13 protein-coding genes are annotated in these 17,611 nt (G+C 64.3%); 10 read left to right on the top strand and 3 right to left on the bottom strand.

The annotated features are described in order from the left end of the window. Window positions 1-196: 196 nt before the first annotated feature. Both H5V43_RS23330 and H5V43_RS23325 read right to left on the bottom strand, forming a co-directional pair. Window positions 197-1,285, bottom strand: coding sequence for a replication initiation protein (locus tag H5V43_RS23330; protein ID WP_017183650.1), 1,089 nt, complete (start codon window positions 1,283-1,285; stop codon window positions 197-199). Between the two features lie 386 nt (window positions 1,286-1,671). Next, on the bottom strand, window positions 1,672-1,968 hold the full coding sequence (locus tag H5V43_RS23325) for a hypothetical protein (protein WP_128830639.1): 297 nt from the start codon (window positions 1,966-1,968) through the stop codon (window positions 1,672-1,674). Between H5V43_RS23325 and H5V43_RS23320 the strand changes: the two genes are divergently transcribed. The 5 genes from H5V43_RS23320 (at window position 1,952) to H5V43_RS23300 (ending at window position 10,608) form a co-directional block, all read left to right on the top strand. After that, a complete protein-coding gene (locus H5V43_RS23320) occupies window positions 1,952-2,278 on the top strand; it encodes a single-stranded DNA-binding protein (protein ID WP_017183648.1) in 327 nt (108 codons plus the stop codon). The two genes, H5V43_RS23325 and H5V43_RS23320, sit on opposite strands and share 17 nt — an antisense overlap. Window positions 2,279-2,340: 62 nt before the next feature. After that, on the top strand, window positions 2,341-3,207 hold the full coding sequence (locus H5V43_RS23315; protein WP_022684358.1) for a DUF7146 domain-containing protein: 867 nt from the start codon (window positions 2,341-2,343) through the stop codon (window positions 3,205-3,207). A 66-nt stretch (window positions 3,208-3,273) separates the two neighbouring features. Next, a complete protein-coding gene (locus H5V43_RS23310; RefSeq protein ID WP_193666903.1) occupies window positions 3,274-7,473 on the top strand; it encodes a strawberry notch-like NTP hydrolase domain-containing protein in 4,200 nt (1,399 codons plus the stop codon). A 111-nt stretch (window positions 7,474-7,584) separates the two neighbouring features. Beyond that, a complete protein-coding gene (locus tag H5V43_RS23305) occupies window positions 7,585-9,597 on the top strand; it encodes a ParB/RepB/Spo0J family partition protein (protein WP_022684360.1) in 2,013 nt (670 codons plus the stop codon). Window positions 9,598-9,687: 90 nt separating this feature from the next. Further along, window positions 9,688-10,608 (top strand): ArdC family protein, encoded by a 921-nt coding sequence (locus H5V43_RS23300; protein WP_031291232.1) that lies wholly within the window; start codon window positions 9,688-9,690, stop codon window positions 10,606-10,608. Between the two features lie 290 nt (window positions 10,609-10,898). Here H5V43_RS23300 and H5V43_RS23295 read toward each other — a convergent pair whose 3' ends face one another. After that, window positions 10,899-11,561, bottom strand: a complete 663-nt coding sequence (locus tag H5V43_RS23295) for a hypothetical protein (protein WP_235600929.1) — start codon at window positions 11,559-11,561, stop codon at window positions 10,899-10,901. 307 nt (window positions 11,562-11,868) lie between these two features. On the opposite strand from H5V43_RS23295, the gene H5V43_RS23290 reads away from it, so the two are divergent. The 5 genes from H5V43_RS23290 to H5V43_RS23270 all read left to right on the top strand — a co-directional run bounded on the left by H5V43_RS23290 (window position 11,869) and on the right by H5V43_RS23270 (window position 17,610). After that, entirely contained in the window at window positions 11,869-13,173 is a 1,305-nt protein-coding gene (locus H5V43_RS23290; RefSeq protein WP_017183728.1) for an SLC13 family permease, read from the top strand. A 167-nt stretch (window positions 13,174-13,340) separates the two neighbouring features. Continuing rightward, complete coding sequence (nhaA, locus tag H5V43_RS23285) at window positions 13,341-14,525, top strand: Na+/H+ antiporter NhaA (protein WP_021245275.1); 1,185 nt, start codon at window positions 13,341-13,343, stop codon at window positions 14,523-14,525. Window positions 14,526-15,082: 557 nt separating this feature from the next. Continuing rightward, window positions 15,083-16,024 (top strand): DUF2493 domain-containing protein, encoded by a 942-nt coding sequence (locus H5V43_RS23280; protein WP_017182157.1) that lies wholly within the window; start codon window positions 15,083-15,085, stop codon window positions 16,022-16,024. Between the two features lie 110 nt (window positions 16,025-16,134). Beyond that, on the top strand, window positions 16,135-16,770 hold the full coding sequence (locus H5V43_RS23275; RefSeq protein WP_017182158.1) for a hypothetical protein: 636 nt from the start codon (window positions 16,135-16,137) through the stop codon (window positions 16,768-16,770). Between the two features lie 432 nt (window positions 16,771-17,202). Then, window positions 17,203-17,610, top strand: a complete 408-nt coding sequence (locus H5V43_RS23270) for a single-stranded DNA-binding protein (RefSeq protein WP_007682669.1) — start codon at window positions 17,203-17,205, stop codon at window positions 17,608-17,610. Window position 17,611 lies beyond the last annotated feature (1 nt).

Raw genomic sequence — 17,611 nt, 5'->3', positions numbered from 1 at the left:
GATAGGCCCCCTTGCGAAACTGTAGGGGCCATAGCTCAATTTGCACTTTTAGGTCAATGAAAGGCTTATTTTCGCAAGTGAGTAGGCCCGGTCGGCCCAATTGCCTCGAATTGCGTCGCCAGCCTTTCGTGCGCACGCCTACAACCTGACCTCTTGGGGGCTAGCCACCCTGAAATTGCACCGGTGCAATTTCGGCTCAAGGGCGCCCGCGCCGCGCCAGGAAGCTCTCGCAAAAGCCGGTCCAGGACGCGATCAGCTTGGCGCCCTTCAGCTTCGCCAGCCTCTCACCCATCTGCGCGCGATAGGCGTCGGCAATCAGGTCGATGTCCCAACCACCGCCGGCCGAACGGCCAATGGCCGCGAGCGTGTCCGACCCAAATCGGATCGTGCCGTTTGGGAAGGTAACCTCCCCTGCCCCAGTCTTATCCTTTGACACCAAGGCCGCCACCGCCGCCTGCGTGACGGCTTCGACGGCCACAGTCTCGACCTCGTCCTCGCGCCTCGCCTTCCTCCCCGCAGAGTGTCGGGCAATTTCATCCACGGTCGCTATCTGCTCAGGCGCATCCTTTGGCTCAAAACGAAATTCGATCTCGGTGACGGTTCGACCCTGACGGATTTCCCGCCACTCCACACGGAAATGAGCGAGCTGGTCGATTTCGGCCTTCGCCTTTTCGAGAACCTTGCGGCGCAGCTGCGCAAAGTCCTTGTAAACGTCTGGCGCGATGCCGAGCAGCGCACGCAGTGCCGTCATGTCGCCCTTCCATAGCGACTGGCGTCGATGCAACCGCAATGCCCCGATCTCGTACAGCTTTAGCGCATAGGTCGACCGAAAGCCGAGCACCGCCTGCCGGTTCAGGACCGCATAGGTCTCCGATTCCTGAATCAGTTTCCGAGCGTCGGGCGTGAACTCCCACTCGATCCACCCTGCCTCAGCGCCCTCCTCGTCCTCCACTTCTTCGCGCGATGATGAGATCAGAGAAAAGCGCAGCGTCGCCTTCTTGCCGCGCCAGGACTTATCATCGACCGCAAAAAGCGTGCGATGCAGTTCCTCGAGCATATCCGAGATGCGCTCATTGCCCTTGTGGCCGCGGCGAATATCCGCCTTTCGCATCTTGTGCGGGCGGTCCTCCCAGGCATCACCGCCCGCAGTCAAAATCATCAGCGCAAGCAAACGCGAAGCGGTCAGGCTCAGCGACTGGCCTTTGACGAACTTGACCTCAACGATGCTGCCGGGCTTGGCGAACTCGTCGCCGCCCTTGGCCTGCAGGGCGGCAGCCACCCGCATCGCCCGCCCCGGAGAAGCATCATCACCGGCGGGGGAGGGCGTTACAGCGTGGTCTAGGGCTTGTTCGTCATCCATGCCATGAAGTCTGCACCGATTCGTCCGGCGTGGAAGAAAATCTGCCTGACCTGTCCTCTTGCGTCAAGTCAGGGCAGGATAGACGGCGGTTTCGGCCCCCAAGAGGTCAGGATGGAACTTCACCCCGAAACGACAAAACACAAGGAAGTACGCCGAGTCGCGTTTCAAAGCGATCTGACCCTCGCAAACGGCCGCGGGGAGGGCGAAGAACGTCCCTGACGAGCGATATGACGAGCGAATCGCGCCCAACAGAGCCTGGCCCCCATGCGGTCAGGAAAGCCCCAACCGGTCAGGTTGCATCCCCCGATCGGTCAGGAATGAGCCCCCACAAGGGCAGGCAAAATCCCCCGTCCGGTCAGGATAGGCTTGCTCAAGCCCGCAGAAACGCTGGGCTTTCGGCTTCCCGAATCTGAATCCTTTTGAATCGGAAAAGCTTCCGCTGCGAGCAGCGGCGTTTTGATATTTTTATTTTGAGAAAGAGATTGGCGCTGCGCTTGAAGCAAACCTTCAATCCCCCTGCCTGGAGGGATACGCGAAGTTGGCCGTCCACGATAGGCTTCCTCACCAAAGGACGTCACGAATGGAGGGTGCATGATCAACTTCGCCAAGTTCGAGATCATCGGCCGGATCGGCGAAATCGATGCGCGACCGAAAGTCACCCTGCTGTCGGTCTGCGCGAATTACCGCCGCAAGGGTGACGATGACGAATGGCAGGAAGACAGTCACTGGAACCGCGTGAGCGTCTTCAGCGAGGGCCAGCGCAAGCATATCGCCGACCGAGCCCAAGTCGGGGATCTGGTGCGGATTGCCGGGCGGCTCAAGGACAGCTCCTATGAACGCGACGGCGTGACCCATTACACAACCGATCGCATCGTCGAGGAATTCGGTATCCTCGCAGCCAAGGGCATGCCTGGCTGAATTGGCGGAGAGGGGAGGGCGCAACCGGCAGCGGCGCTCCACCACTTTGCAAGGATTAGTTGATGCCCCTAGCTGCTTCCCATCGCGCCAAAGCCATTGTCGAAGCCCTCGGCGGAACGTGGCGCGGGACGTGCGGCGAATGCCGTTGCCCGGCTCATGACGATCATGGCCCCAGCCTGTCAGTGCGCCTGGGCGAACGGGCGATCTTGTTCCACTGCTTTGCTGGCTGCGATACGCGCGACGTTCTGACTGCCCTGCGCCGGCGGAAACTTCACGATGCGGTGCCGCTCACCATGCCGCGCCCGAAGGCGATGGCCGACCATCGCGCTCTCGCGCTTCGGCTATGGAAGGCAAGCCAGCCCATAGCCGGCTCGCCAGCGGCCGATTACCTTGCCGCACGCGGTCTTGCTCCTCCCTATCCGCGTTGTCTGCGCTACAATCCGCGCACCATCGTCGGGGCCGGTGAGCGTCGCCGGTACTTTCCGGCGATGATCGCCGCGGTCGAGAATGATCTGGGAGTTGTCGCCGTCCAGCGGACCTGCCTCGATCTCGCCGACATCCTGCACAAACCCTTGCCAAAACCGAAGATTGCCCTTGGCCTTCTCGGCGACGCGGCCATTCGTCTGGCGCCGGCCGACGAGGAGCTTGGCCTTGCCGAAGGCATCGAGGACGCCCTTTCAGCAATGGCCTGGTTCGGAACGCCGACCTGGGCACTGGGCGGGGTCGAACGCCTTGGGCTTGTCGCCATCCCCGAACGGGTCAAGCGTATCATCGTCTATGGCGATCGCGGTGCCGCCGCTGCCGCCATGCTCAAAAAAGCTCGGCCGCATCTCACAGCCCATGGACGCGAACTGGTGCTCCGCCTCCCGGAACGGCACGCGGACTGGAATGATGCTTGGCGTGTCCGCCGGGCCACCGAGGCGGCCTGAGAGGGGAGGGGGCCTTCAGGCTGATGACCTGGCGCTGATGCCAGGTGTCAGACCCGGAGATACCCCATGGCCACACAACCCCTCGCGCTCACGCTGCCGCTCGATGATCCCGCCCGGACCGCTGCTCAAGGCATAGCCGACCGGCTGTCCGAAGGCCGTTCGGTTGCACGTAACGACCTCCTTGCCGGGATGACCTCCGCCTTCGGTGGCTCGAGCGCGGATGGCTCATGGTCATTGCGCGACGCCTATGATGTGCTCGAACTCGCGCAGATACTCCATCTGAAGAACACAACACTCCCGGCAGATGCGAATGTGCGGCTCGCCCAGCTGATCGCCATGACGGCGGCGCTTCCGACGCACAGCGTGCGTAGCGAAACGCAGGTCGCGTTCCAGCAATTCTCGACACCGGCACCGATCGGCTTCCTTGCCGCCAGGGCAGCCGCGATCACGGCAAGCGATATCGTACTCGAGCCCTCGGCCGGGACCGGGCTCTTGGCCGTACACGGTCATTTTGCCGGCGCTCGCCTTCTCCTCAATGAGATCGATGCCTGGCGCGCGCGTTTGCTGCGTCATGCCCTTCCCGAGGGCACATTGAGCACGCATGACGGCGAATTGATCGACGACATGCTCGATCCGCAACTGGTGCCGAGCGTCGTGCTCATCAACCCGCCCTTCTCGCGGAGCCAGGGACGGGGGCGCGACCGCCACGCTGCGCTTCGCCACCTGCGCTCCGCGCTCTTGCGCCTCGCACCAGGCGGGCGCTGCGCCGTCATTCTTCCCGATCGCATCGAGACAGGGGACGCGGATTGGCTGCACGCCACCGCGGGCGCACATCTCCGGCTGCATCTCGACCTGCCGCCCAATGCCTATACCAAGCACGGCACCGGGCAAGCGGTTCAGCTCATTCTCCTCGAAAAGGGCGGGGCAGGGGATTGCGTCTCACGCCAGACCTGTACGACGTTCGGCGCTGCGCTCGCGGCCGTCGATGCGATGGCGACCCCGTGCGCCCCCACGCCGCAACCGATCTCCCGCCCCAGCGGATTGTTCCGGGGCCTTACGCGGCGGACCCGCCCCGTAAGCTCGCGTGTGGCGGTAACCCTGCCCACGATCCGCGCGGTCGCCTATCACCGTCTCGACGCGCCGGCGCCCGCGGGCGAACCGCAAGGGATTTACCTGCCCTATCGGCCGAGCCGTCTGCTGATTGCCGATGCCCGTGAGCACCCAAGCGCGCTGGTCGAATCGCAGGCAATGGGATCGATTGCCGCACCCTCGGTCGCTTATGAACCCGTGCTGCCGGCCAGGATCTTGGACGACGGCCTGCTCTCGGACGCGCAGCTCGAAACGCTGATCTACGCTGGCGCGGCGTTCGAGCGTGACCTTCCGGGCCGGTTCGTATCTAGCGAGGAGGGGCTTTCGCTGTTGCCGGCAGAGGCCGGCAATGCCTATCGGACGGGCTTTTTCCTTGGCGATGGCACGGGCGCCGGCAAGGGGCGGCAGGTGGCGGGCGTCATCCTCGACCAGTGGTTGCGCGGCAACCGCCGCCACCTCTGGATATCCAAGAGCGAGACGCTGATCGAAGACGCGCGGCGCGACTGGTCGGCGCTTGGCGGCTTGCCGCTCGACATCCAGCATCTCAACCAGTGGAAGCTCGGCACCCCGATCGCGCTGGGCGATGGGATCCTCTTCCTGACCTATGCCACCCTGCGCTCCAACCGCGGTGACAGGGGCACGCGGCTGCGCCAGCTGATCGAATGGATGGGTGAGGATTTCAGCGGCGTCATCGTCTTCGACGAGGCGCATGAGATGGCCGGGGTGGCCGGTGGCGAGGGCCGGTTCGGCGCCACGAAAGGATCCGAACAGGGCATCGCCGGCGTCCGCCTCCAAAATCTCGCTCCGCGCGCCCGGATTCTCTACGCTTCGGCGACGGGCGCCTCGGACGTCAGCAACCTCGCTTATGCGACACGCCTCGGATTGTGGGGACCGCAGACGGCCTTCGCCGACCGGCGGGCCTTCGTGGAATCGCTTCGCCGCGGCGGCATCGCAGCGATGGAGTTGATCGCCCGCGACCTCAAGGCGCAGGGCCTCTATGCCGCGCGGGCGCTCAGCTTCGCCGGCGTCGAATATGACATCCTCGAGCATCGGCTCAGCGAAGAACAGATCGCCGTATACAATGCCTATGCCGATGCCTGGGCGATCATTCACAACAATCTGCAGGCCGCGCTCGCCGCCACGCGCGTCACCGACGGTTTCAGCGGTGCCACCTACAATAGCGGCGCGAAGGCCGCGGCATTGTCGATCTTCGAATCGACCAAGCAACGCTTCTTCGGCCAGATCCTGCTGTCGATGAAGCTGCCGTCGCTGATCCCGGCGATCGCCGCCGATCTCGCGCGGGGCGACTGCGCCGTGGTCCAGCTCGTGTCGACGTCGGAAGCGATGCTCGATCGTGCCCTTGCCGACCTGTCCCCTGAGGAGCGCGCCTGGCTCGACATCGAGCTGTCCCCGCGCGAATTCCTGGTCGACTATCTGACGGCGGCCTTTCCGGTGCGCCGGATGCGCACCTATACCGACGATAGCGGCACGGTGCGCTCGGAACCGATGATCGACGAGGCTGGGCAGCCCGTGCTGTGCCGGGAAGCGATGGCCATGCGCGACCAGCTCCTCGAGCAACTCTGTGCGCTGCCGGTGGTCGGCTCGGCGCTCGATCATATCATCGGGCATTTCGGGACGGAGGCAGTGGCCGAGGTGACGGGTCGCAGCCGGCGGATCATCGTCGATGCCGAGGGCCGTCAGCGGATCGAACGGCGCAGCGCGCGCACGAACCTCGCGGAGACCGACAGCTTCATGCGCGGCGAAAAGCGTATCCTGATCTTTTCCGACGCCGGCGGCACGGGACGGAGCTATCATGCCAGCCTCGACGCGCTCAATCAGAGGCGCCGCATTCACTATCTCCTCGAGCCCGGTTGGCGTGCTGACGCGGCGATCCAGGGGCTGGGCCGCACGCACCGCACCCACCAAGCCAGCCCACCCCTGTTTCGGCCCGTTTCCACCGATTGCCGCGGCGAACGGCGGTTCATCTCGACCATCGCCCGGCGCCTCGACAGCTTGGGCGCCCTGACCCGCGGCCAACGCCAGACCGGCGGGCAGGGACTTTTCGACCCCCGCGACAATCTGGAGTCCGACTTCGCGCGGGAATCGCTCGACCAGTGGTTTCGCCTACTGTTCCAGGGAAAGCTCCAATCGGTGCGCTTTGATCAATTCCAGTCGCTCACCGGTTTGAACCTGGCCGGGGAGGGTGGGGGGCTCACTGAGACCTTGCCCACGATCCAGCGGTGGTTGAACCGCATCCTGGCACTGCGCATCGACCTGCAGAACGCGATCTTCGACGAATATCTGGGCTTGATCGAAGCACGGGTGGAAAAGGCCCGCGAGGCTGGCACCCTCGATCTTGGCGTCGAAACGATCGCGGCCGACCGAATTTCGATCCTCGACCGCACGGTGATCCGGCGCGATCCCGTGAGCGGCGCCGAAACCGAGATCCTGCGTATCGAAACCGAGGAACGATATCGGCCGCTGACTCTGGAACGAGCGCATTGGCTTCTGGCCGACCCGGAAGCGCGCGGGTTGATCAACCCGCGTTCCGGCAAGGCCGCCATTTGCCGGCCGACCTTCTCGCTGACGGACGAAGAGGGGCGGACCGTGCGCCGCTACGAGCTGGTGCGTCCAACGCGCACCGAACGGCACCGGCAGGACCTCTTCGCCGAAACCCATTGGACCGACGTGGACCGCGCGAGCTTCGACGAAGCCTGGCAGGCCGAATGCGACGCGATGGCCGCGCAGACGCGTACGCAGATCATCTATCTGGTCACGGGCCTGCTGCTCCCGGTCTGGGGAAAGCTGCCCGACGATCATGTCCAGGTCTGGCGGTTGACGAGCGATGACGGCCAGTCGCTTCTCGGGCGTCTTATTCCGGCGCCGCTGGTGGAGCGGATCGCCAGCGCATTCGGCATCGCCGCCCATGTCGCGATCGATCTAGGCGCGCGGGTCGAGCACGTTCGCACCTCGGGCGAGATCATGCCGATCGGGTCGCTCCGGCTGAAGCGGGCCTTGGTCGCCGGCGACCAACGCCTCGAATTGCTCGACTGGAAGTCCGACGCCCTTCCTCATCTCAAGGCGGCGGGCTGCTTCACCGAGATCATCCAACACCGCACGCGGCTCTTCGTCCCACCGAGCCGCGCCGTCGAGATCCTTGGCGAGATAGCAGGCTGAGCAGCGGCAGCGTCAAGCGATCGAAGAGAGGGGAGGGGGCCTTCGGCCGGGTGGGCCTGAGTGGCTCAAGCCGGCCGACGACGTCGGCGCAACCCTCGAAGGAGACAACCGATGATCCAGTCCGTGAAGGTCAAGAACCTCTCGCTCTCCAAGGATAATGTCCGCAAATCCAATCGCGATGCCGACCTCGACAGTCTGGCCGAGAATATCGCTGCGCATGGCCTGTTGCAGAATCTCGTGGTCACGCCGCTAAAAAAAGCGGGGCACTTCACCGTCAAGGCGGGCGGCCGCCGCTTGCGGGCGCTCCAACGCCTGATTGAGACGAACCGGCTTGCCGCGGACCATGAGGTTCAGGTGCTGGTGCTCGAGGATGATGCCGGATCGGCCGAAGCGAGCCTTGCCGAGAATTTCCATCGCGTCGCGATGAACCCGGCGGATGAATGCTCGGCCTTCAAGCACTTCCTCGACCGGGGGGCGAGCGCCGAGGATGTGGCGAAACGCTTCGGGGTCACGACCCGCTTCGTCGAGCAGCGGGTCCGGCTTGCCGAACTGGCTCCGGTAGTCTTCGCGGCGCTGGCGGCGGGCGAGATCACGCTGGGGGTCGCCCAGGCTTATGCCGTCACGCCCGACGTCGATCGCCAGGCGCGCGTGTTCGAGAGCATGAGCCGGTCCTATTATGGTGACAATCCCGACAATGTCCGCCGTGCGCTCCTCAACGGGACGGTGAAGGCGACCGATGCGAAGGCGCGGTTCGTTGGCCGCGATGCCTATGTCGGTGCGGGCGGCCGGATCGAGCGCGACCTGTTCGGCGATGATGCGGACGAGAGCTGGATCGACGTGGAGATCATCGAGCAGCTTGCCGCCCAGAAGCTCGAAGCAGCGGCACAAATACTCGCTGCCGAGCAGAAGCTGGCATTCGTGACACCGGTCCTCGCGACCCATGTGCCCTATGACATGGAGTGCCAGCTCTACGAATATCATCCGGCGCTGCGCGAATTGAGCGAGGACGAGCAGGATCGCGTCGACAGTCTTTCCGATGAGGGCGATGCGCTCATCCGTGAACTGGAAACCGAACTTGAGGACGGCACACCAGAGGCCGAGGCGGCTTCGGTGCGGCTCGCCGACATCGAGCGGGAACTCGATGCGATCGAGGCGGCGCGCACGATGGTCGACGATGCGATCAAGGACCAGCTGGGCACCTTCATCTATCTGGCGCCCGATGGCAGTCCGCGGGTGCACAGCCGCATGTTCAGCGAGCGCGCCATTCGTCAGGCGGGCGCGGACGCAGAACCCGAAGCACCGTCCGGCAAGGTCGCGGCCTCCCGGCTCAGCGCGACGCTGGTTGACGAACTCGCGACCCAGCGGCGGCAGATCCTGGCGTCCCATGTCGCCTCGGACGCGGGGTTCGCGCTCGACCTCGCGATATTCCTGATCGCGCACCGGACCGTGTTCGCCAGCGGCTATGTCCGGGACCACTCGACGCTGCAAGCGGCCGCCGCGAGCTTCCCGATCGTCGGCTTCCGCGACGAAGGCAGCGCGGCCAGCAACGTCCTGGCCGAACAGCGCCAGGGGCTCGATGTGAGCTGGGCAGGCGGGAACACGCTGTCGTCGCGTTTCGATGCCTTCCGGCAACTGGATGAACAGGCGCGCGCCGATTGGCTTGCCCATGTCGTGGCGCAGACGCTCGAACCGACGCTCAACGTCGACGATGGCGGGCGCCGCAACGGCTTCCACGATCATCTCGGACGTCTGCTCGACATTGATGTCGCGCAATGGTGGCGGCCCGATGCCCAGAACTTTTTCGGACGCGTGAAGAAGGACGTCATGCTCGAAGCGCTTGAAGAGATCGGCGGGCCAGTACTGCGCGGCCGCTACAAGGACGCCAAGAAGGGTGACCTTGCCAATGCCTGCGCGGCGCTCTGTTCCGGGCAGGGCATCGTCGAGGCCGAAGTCCGGGAAAAGGCGCTCTGCTGGCTGCCCGATGAGATGCGGTTTGGCGCGGTGGAGAAGCCCGAAAGCTTCCGTAGCTATTCCGCCTTCCTCAGCGACGAAGACGACAGCGACGGCGGGGCAGGGGAGATCGCCCCCGATGGCGATGCTGATGACCTCGACGAGGCGGCCTGAGACCAACGCGTAATGGCCGGCGGCGCTCTTGCGTCGCCCGCAGTCCTTCATCGGCGGCGCTGGCCGCCGCTCTTTCGTGGAGTATCCACCATGACTCGATCATCGGGCCGGCCCTCGCCGGCCGAGACCATCACGTGCGCCATCATCGACCGGCTCGAGGCCGGTGTGCGACCCTGGGTGCGGCCCTGGCGTTCGTGTGCGGCGCAGGGGCGTCCGCTGCGGGCCAATGGCGAGCCGTATCGCGGCATGAACACCTTTTGGCTGTGGCTGGCTGCCGAGCAATGCGGCTATCGGTCACGGCATTGGATGACCTACCGCCAGGCGCAGACCCTTGGCGGGCAGGTCCGTGCCGGTGAGCAGGCGCAATTTGCAATCTTCTACAAGGCCTATTCGAAGAAGGTCGATTCCAGCGAACGTCCCGGCGAGCTGGTCGATGAGCATCGCCGGGTGATGCGGTCCTATGCGGTCTTCAATGCAGACCAGATCGACGCGCTGCCGTCCGATTTCTATCCAGAACCGCTATCGCTCGTCCCACCGGGCGACCGGCTCGGTGCGCGGGCACAACGCTTCGTCGATCGCCTGCCGGCGCGGCTGCGGACTGGAGGCGATCGCGCCTATTATAACCTGCGCGCAGACCTCATCACGATGCCGCCCGTCGAACAGTTCGACACGCGTGCTGCATGGGCGGCCACGCTCGCGCATGAGGCTGGTCATTGGACGGGTCATCCAGACCGGCTTGCCCGATCCTTCGGCAAGCGCTTCGGCGATCAGGCCTATGCGTTCGAGGAGTTGGTGGCTGAACTGTCGGCAGCGCTGGTTGGCGCCGATGTGGGTCTCCCAACCACCCATCTCGACGATCATGCGGCCTATATCGGTTCCTGGCTTTCGATCCTGCGCAGGGATAATCGTGCTCTGCTCACGGCGGCGGCGCGGGCAGAGGAGGCCGCAGGCTACTTGCTGCGCGCAACGGGTCTTGCCCGCGAGGATGTGGATGAGCAGGCCGCCGCTTGAGCCGGTCGATAGTATTGCCTGTTCATGTGATCATCGCGATGACGGATCCAATGACCACAGTCCGCGTCTTTCCGGGAGGGGTCGGCAAACGCCAGATGTCTGCTCCCGACCAAACTCAGTCATCCACTCGAACCGGCGCGAACGCCTGAGTCGGAGCGGAGCCGCCATTCGGCGAAAGCATGCCCATGCGCGGAAATAAGCGATGGCGCGGTGGGCGATAGGGAGAGGCAGCGTTCTGTTTTGGGATGAGCGAGTCAGAACTGCGTTTTGGAGAAACGGTGCAATCTGTCTCAATCGCGTTGGGTGGTCCCGCTGATCGACCACACGGCGAGCACATCGCCCGTCTTTGGATTTTCGACGCGCAACTCAGCAAAGTCGCCGACGATCATACATTGTGGTCTTTGCTGCCATCCCGTTCGCTGAAGACATTGTACCGGCCCGCCCGCCTCGACCGACTGCATGCGTCCGATGATCCTCAGCGCAAAGCCGCGCGCCGGATCAAAATCACCCGGCTCCATCCGCTTGACGATCTCGAGCCTGCGCGCACTTTTATCCGCGTCGCCTTCAATGAAGCGCGCGATCGCAACCTCGCCTTGAGACTGGCTGGGTACGGCGACGTGCGCCGCACCGCCCGGCGCGGACGCCGGACAATGTGTTGCCTTCGACCAGGGCCTGGCGATCCAGAAGCCTTCGAGCGCGGCCTTGTCTGCCTCGGTCTCTGCCGACAACCATGCGCTGCGTGCCCATCGCGTGGGATTAATCCACACGCGTAGCGTGGTCTTTGCTGCGTCATATTGCCATCCGAACGGCGCCGTCCGGTCGCTATCGACGAGCCCCTCGCAGCCGAACGGGAGCACCAGATCGAAGCGCCGGCCCGCCGCTGATCGTACTGCCTCCGGCAGAGGACGTGAAGCACTGGCAGCATCTACTGCGTCGGCGACTAGGTCGATCAAGCCTGCGCGTTCCAGAGTCGGTGGCGGCGCTATGGCTGCTGGCGGCGGCGGCGGTGCGGGCTGGGGCGTCGTAGCGGTCGACGTTGGAGCGGGGGGCTTAGGCGCCGTTGTGCGGCCGATCAAAAAGCCACCGCCGCCCACGAGCAGCAGCGCGATGAGCCCGCCGGCCAACGCCAATCGACTGGAATGAGGGGTCGGCTCCTGCATAGGACCCTCCTAGCAAAGCATCCGCTGCTCTCCCACCCCGAAGACCTGTTGGCGCGTCTTCCGTTGACAGACGGCGACCTTGGACCGAGGCAGAGACGCAATGACGCTCGATCAACTTCTTACTCTCCTGGTTCTGGCCACGGTCGTTGCCGCGCTCATCTGGGACAAGGTGCGTGCGGACGTAGTAGCGCTGAGCGGCGCGGCCTTTTTGCTGATTACCGGGGTGGTGAGGCCGGTCGAGGTGCAGAGCGCTTTCGCCAGCCCAGCAATCATGGCGCTCGCCTCGCTCTTTGTCATCGCTTACGCGCTGGAGCTTAGCGGCCTGCTCGACCGGGCGATCGCTTTAGGGGTGAGCCTGTGCAAGCGCATGGGGTCTAAGGGGATCTGGCTGCTCCTGAGCATGATTGGCTGCGCCTCATGCTTTCTTAACTCGACGCCCATTGTTGTGCTGGGCGCTCCTGTTATCCGCGATATCGCCCAGTCGCTGGGTCAGTCGCCCAAGCGCTATCTGATGCCGCTTTCCTATATCACCGTGCTGACCGGTTGCTGCACGTTGATTGGTACCTCCACCAACCTGCTTGTCGACGACATGGCGCGCGTCGCGGGACAGCCGCGCTTCGGCTTCTTCGAGATCACCCCTGTGGGACTGCCCGTTGCGATCGTCGGCGGTCTCTATCTTCTCCTGGTGAGCGGGCGCATGCTTGCCCGGCCCGAAGAGGAAACGCCGATACGCCCCAAGGCGATCGACCCGCATGCGATCCACAGCGCGCAGATCGGAGACGCCACTCTATTCGCAGAGCCGCGCGCCTTGCAACCACGCAAGGCCGCACTGGCGGCCGGTATATTCGTAGCCGTGATCACGCTTGCGGCCTTCAACATTGCACCGATCGCCGCAACGGCGCTTACAGGCGCTGTCGCGCTCATCCTGCTTCGCGTGATCAGCCCGGATGAAGCCTATGCTGGTCTCAAACCGGAAATCCTTATCCTGATCGCCGGGATGGTCGTGCTGGGCATAGCCATGGACCAGAGCGGATTGGCATCGCAGGCCTCGCGACTGCTTATCGCCAGCGTTGAGGGGCTGAGCCCGCTCGTTGCACTCATCGTGCTCTACGGCGTCACCATGGTGCTGACCGAACTGCTCTCCAACGCCACGGTCGCGGTGTTGGTGACGCCTGTTGCTGTTGCGCTGGCCGACAGTCTGGGGGTCAGTCCACGTCCGTTTCTTATTGCCGTCATGATGGCGGCCAGCGCGGCGTTCGCGACACCCTTTGGTTATCAGACCAATGTCATCGTCTACCAGATGGCGGGCTACCGCTATATGGACTTCGTCCGCGTCGGGCTACCGCTCAATCTGATCACGTTTGCAGTGGCGATCCTAGCGATCCAGGCGGCCTTTCCTTTTTAATGCCGCTCTCTTGAGCCGCTTAGGCTTCGAAAGGCCAAGCAGCTCAACTTGTGCGCTCACGCCATGGATGCAATAGCGTCCCTGGGTGTTCGCCCCCGATAAGGGACGGGCAGGACTTCGTGCTGGTCGGGCCGCCAGCACGATAGCTGTGCCTGGAGCCCCGTCTCATGAAGACTTTCCGTGTCTTACACCCCAGCGCCATTCGCGCCTTTCTCAACAGCCAGTCTTCTGCGGGCCTGGTGTTGATGGCGGCCGCTGCGCTGGCACTCATCATCGCGAACTCGCCCTTGCGCTCCGGATATGAGGCGGTCCTTCATTCAAACCTCGGTCCGCTTTCGCTGGCGCACTGGATCAACGATGGCCTGATGGCCCTCTTCTTCCTGCTCGTCGGGCTGGAAATTAAGCGTGAGATGCTGGACGGCCAGCTATCCACCTGGCCGAGGCGCGTCCTGCCGGGCATCGCTGCCGCCGGCGGCATGGCCGTGCCCGCGCTCGTCTACCTTGCTTTCAACCAGGGGCCAACTGCGGCAGGCTGGGCGATCCCTGCCGCTACCGACATCGCTTTCGCGCTCGGCGTGATCGCGCTCCTGGGCAATCGCGTCCCCGCATCGCTCAGGATATTCCTCGCGGCGCTGGCGATCATCGATGACCTGGGTGCTGTCCTTATCATCGCGCTTTTCTATACCGCTGACCTGTCTCTGCCTGACCTTGCCGGTGCCGGCATATTCACCGGCATGCTTTACGGCCTGAATCGCCTCCGTGTGCATCGCCTCCTACCCTATCTGATCCTGGGCGGAGCCCTGTGGTTCTTCGTCTATCGCTCGGGCATCCATGCCACGCTCGCCGGGGTTATTCTCGCGTTCACCATCCTTATGGACCGCACACCCGCGCGGCCTGATGGCGACGCGCGCAGTCCACTTCATCGTCTCGAACATGGGCTTCATTTGCCGGTTGGCTACCTGGTCGTGCCGATCTTGGGCCTCGCCAATGCCGGTGTGCCGGTGCTAGCACTCCCGGCGGGCGCCTTTGCCGCACCGGTGACGCTTGGGGCAGCGCTGGGTCTGCTGCTTGGCAAGGTCGCTGGCGTGCTCGGGGTTTCGATACTCGCGATCCGGCTTGGCATCGCGCATATGCCAGCCCATGCGACCCGTTTGCATATGCTCGGCGTCGCTCTCTTATGCGGGATTGGCTTTACGATGAGCATTTTCATCACGCTCCTGGCCTTTCCGGGCGCGCCGATGCTTCAGGCGGAGGCGAAGCTTGGCGTTCTCATTGGATCACTTGTCTCCGGACTCCTGGGGTATGGCGTGCTGGCCCTCGCCATCCGCCGGCAAAAATCCGACGCGGTCTGAGCAGCCCCACCGCATCGCACGCCGCCCGCAGAGGGCATGGGATCGATCTGAAGCCGAGAGGCACCACCAGCGATCACTGGATCGATGAACTCATCGGGTGGTGCAATCTCGCGGCTTGGTGCGGTATTTGAAGGGCCGATGGGCTTGGATCGCTAAGTTGGAAATGACGGGTTTCGGCAAAACCTGTCATCCAAGGACGCGCTTGGGAACGGCAGAAACGTCCCAAGCTCTGCCTGTTCGGGAGGCGTCGATCATGATGCGACGAGATCCAGCATCCGAGATTTGACACGATCGCTGGAAAATCGCTGCTCCTTGATTCCATGAAGCCTCAGCCCCTCGCCAGAGAATGCGCATGCTTGGGCCATCGCGCTGGCTGCCGCAATCCGGGGCCAATCCGGCCGTGTTGGCGCTTGCGCGCCTGCCCGCTCCACCCGGCATTGTCCCGGGTTTCCCTTGGGCTTTGCCCGGCGGTGCTGCCGCCGCTTCCTTCGATGGCCCGGAGGCTGCGCATCCGGCGGATGGGCCGCCGGCCCCAAGTGGAACGAAAGGCAAAGCTCATGACCAGCACTCTCTCGGCGATACTCTCCGCCCTCGAACTTGGTCATCTTGATCACACTGGCGACCTGCGCACCCTGGAGGCGCCGCCCCCCGCCGAAGCCATGGAACAAACCGTCAGCGCTGTCTGGAGCGATCTTTTCGCGCTTTTCCCCTTTAGTGCGCTCGAGCGCGACATCGAGGATCTGGGCTGGGGCCTGGTCAATCTCTTCCACCGCGCCGCCGCCAAGAAGCACCAGATGATCGACCGGCTGACGGACGAGATTCGGCTTCTGCTCGCCGAGCAGGATGGCTCGGAAGTCGCGACCGCCGACCTTGAGGACAAGATCGATCTCGCCCGCAAGATCGAACAGTCCGCCGAGGCCTATGAGACCATGCGCGACACGGCGGCCCGCCATTATCTCCACGAGACGGGCCGTTCCTGGGTGCCGGCGTCGGGCAACCGCATTTCGCTCGGCACGACCGCGGCGATCGTCGATGGCCGGTCCTATCTCCAGGCGCGGCGAGAAAAGGTGCGCGATGCCAATATGGTCCATGGCACGCCCGTGATCTTCGCCGGCGGGCGGCTGCGTTTCGCCAGCGACGACAACGCCAAGCAGTTTGCGGATAACCTGCTGCGAACGCTCAATGCCGTCCGCGAGCGGGTGGGCGACATGTATCTCGTCCATGGCGGTGACATGAAAGGCATTGAGCGCCTGGCCGCGTCTTGGGCCGAGCAGAACGGTATCCAGCAGCTGCGGTTCGGGCTCGATCGCAAGCTCGGCGATCGCGCCGGGTTCCGCCGCAATGAGCAGATGCTAGCGGTCAAGCCGCGCTACGTCATCGCCTTTCAAGGCAATGGTGTCACCGAAAGGCTGGTGATCGAGGCCAAGGCGCGCGGCATCCACGTCGTTGATCGTCGCGGACCGCTTGGCACACCGCCAGCGTCGCGACCCTGCGGCTGATCCGCCGCGCCGGCCGCTTCGGCGGCCGGCTTTCCCCGTTTCGAAATGCTGCGAATGCCGGAGGGGAGGATGGCAGGGCGGGTGCGTCCTGTTTCCCGGAGGTTTGCATCATGTTCATGCCCGATCATCCCACGGCGCGCGCACTCCTTGCCTTTCGCGCGGCGCATGGCCACCGCTGGAAAGCGAAGCTGCTATTCTTGTGGTCGACCGGCCGCGACGTCGAAGAGGCCAATGGCGCCTGCCTGCGCCAGTTGCGCAACCAAGGCGGCCCGGCATGGCTCGGCCAGCTGTCGCCACGCCGCTGGCGCGCGATCGAGAGATTGGCGGAGCCCGGCGATCGGCAGACCGCCTTGATCTTCCTTGATCGCGCGCGCGAGTTTCACGAAGGGGCATGCTTTGGAGCCACCGTTGCTCTTGCTCCCGCGCTGCACCTGCTGGCGATATCCTGCGAGCTGGGGCTCAAAGCCTATCTTATGAGCTGGGTCTGGTCGCACGAGGAGGTCGCGCGCGATATTCGTCACGACCTCATCGCCGCCTTCGACGAAGCGCGGCGGCTTGGCCTCCCGTCCCCTGGCCGTATTCTCGTCGATTTGCTTACAAGCCTCGGTCCCGCCTATGCCGGGCATCGTATCGACGCGCTGGTGGCGGATGGTTATGTTTGCGATTTCGCGGCCGTGCTGCGCGCGACTGGCTCGTTCCTCGATGCCGTGGCGGCCGGACTGAGCCTGCCGATGCCGACGCCGTAACTGCGCCTTCTTGCCCGTCCCCTAGCATGAGCATGCCATGGTTTGGGTTCCGCCGGACGGCGGCGCGGGATATGGTCCGTTTCGCCGCGCGGCTTGGGCGGCGGGCGGGGCAAAGTCGAGCTTGAGGTTCGCCAAGGCATTGGACCGGCGTGGCCCTATAGGTCGGGGATGCCCGTGATTACCATGAGGGGTTCCTGGCACGGCCAAGCGACGAGCCGTCTTTCTCCTCATCTGACCCCTAAGTCGGCCGTCCGGTCCATCCAACCCGCGATCCTTCGGGCCGAGTTGCCGTGTACCACGGCTGCCCGCACCACCCCTTGTCTCGGGGTTTCCCGGCGCTGCGCCTGCCGGTGGATGATCCGTCCTGTCCGCCTTGGCCGGGGATCAGTCGAAGGGACGGTCCCTTGGACCCAGTTCGAAGGAACTCCAGCCATGCAGAATCTCGTCATCCTCGCCGGCAATGTCGGCGCCACGCCCGAAGCCCGCACCACCCAGGGCGGCACCCGTATCACGCATTTCAGCCTCGCCACCTCGCGTCCGAAGCGCGACAGCAACGGCAAGATCCTCCGCGACGACAACAACCGCCGGCTCGAGGATACCGAATGGCACCGGATCACCTGCTTCAACGGGGTCGGCAAGACGGTCGAGCAGTATGTCGACAAAGGCATGAAGGTCATGGTCCGTGGCCGCATTCACTACACCCGCTGGACCGACAACGAGAATATCGAGCGCTACGGCGTCGAGATCATCGCCGATGAGGTGACCTTCCTCACCCGCGCCAAGGCGAACGACAATGCGGGCGGCGGCCACGAGCCCGAGGATGATGAAATCCCATTCTGAA

Source organism: Sphingobium fuliginis (assembly GCF_015074805.1).
Lineage (GTDB): Bacteria > Pseudomonadota > Alphaproteobacteria > Sphingomonadales > Sphingomonadaceae > Sphingobium > Sphingobium fuliginis.
The sequence above is the reverse complement of the archived record's forward strand: the minus strand, read 5'-3'. Positions and strand labels throughout refer to the sequence as shown.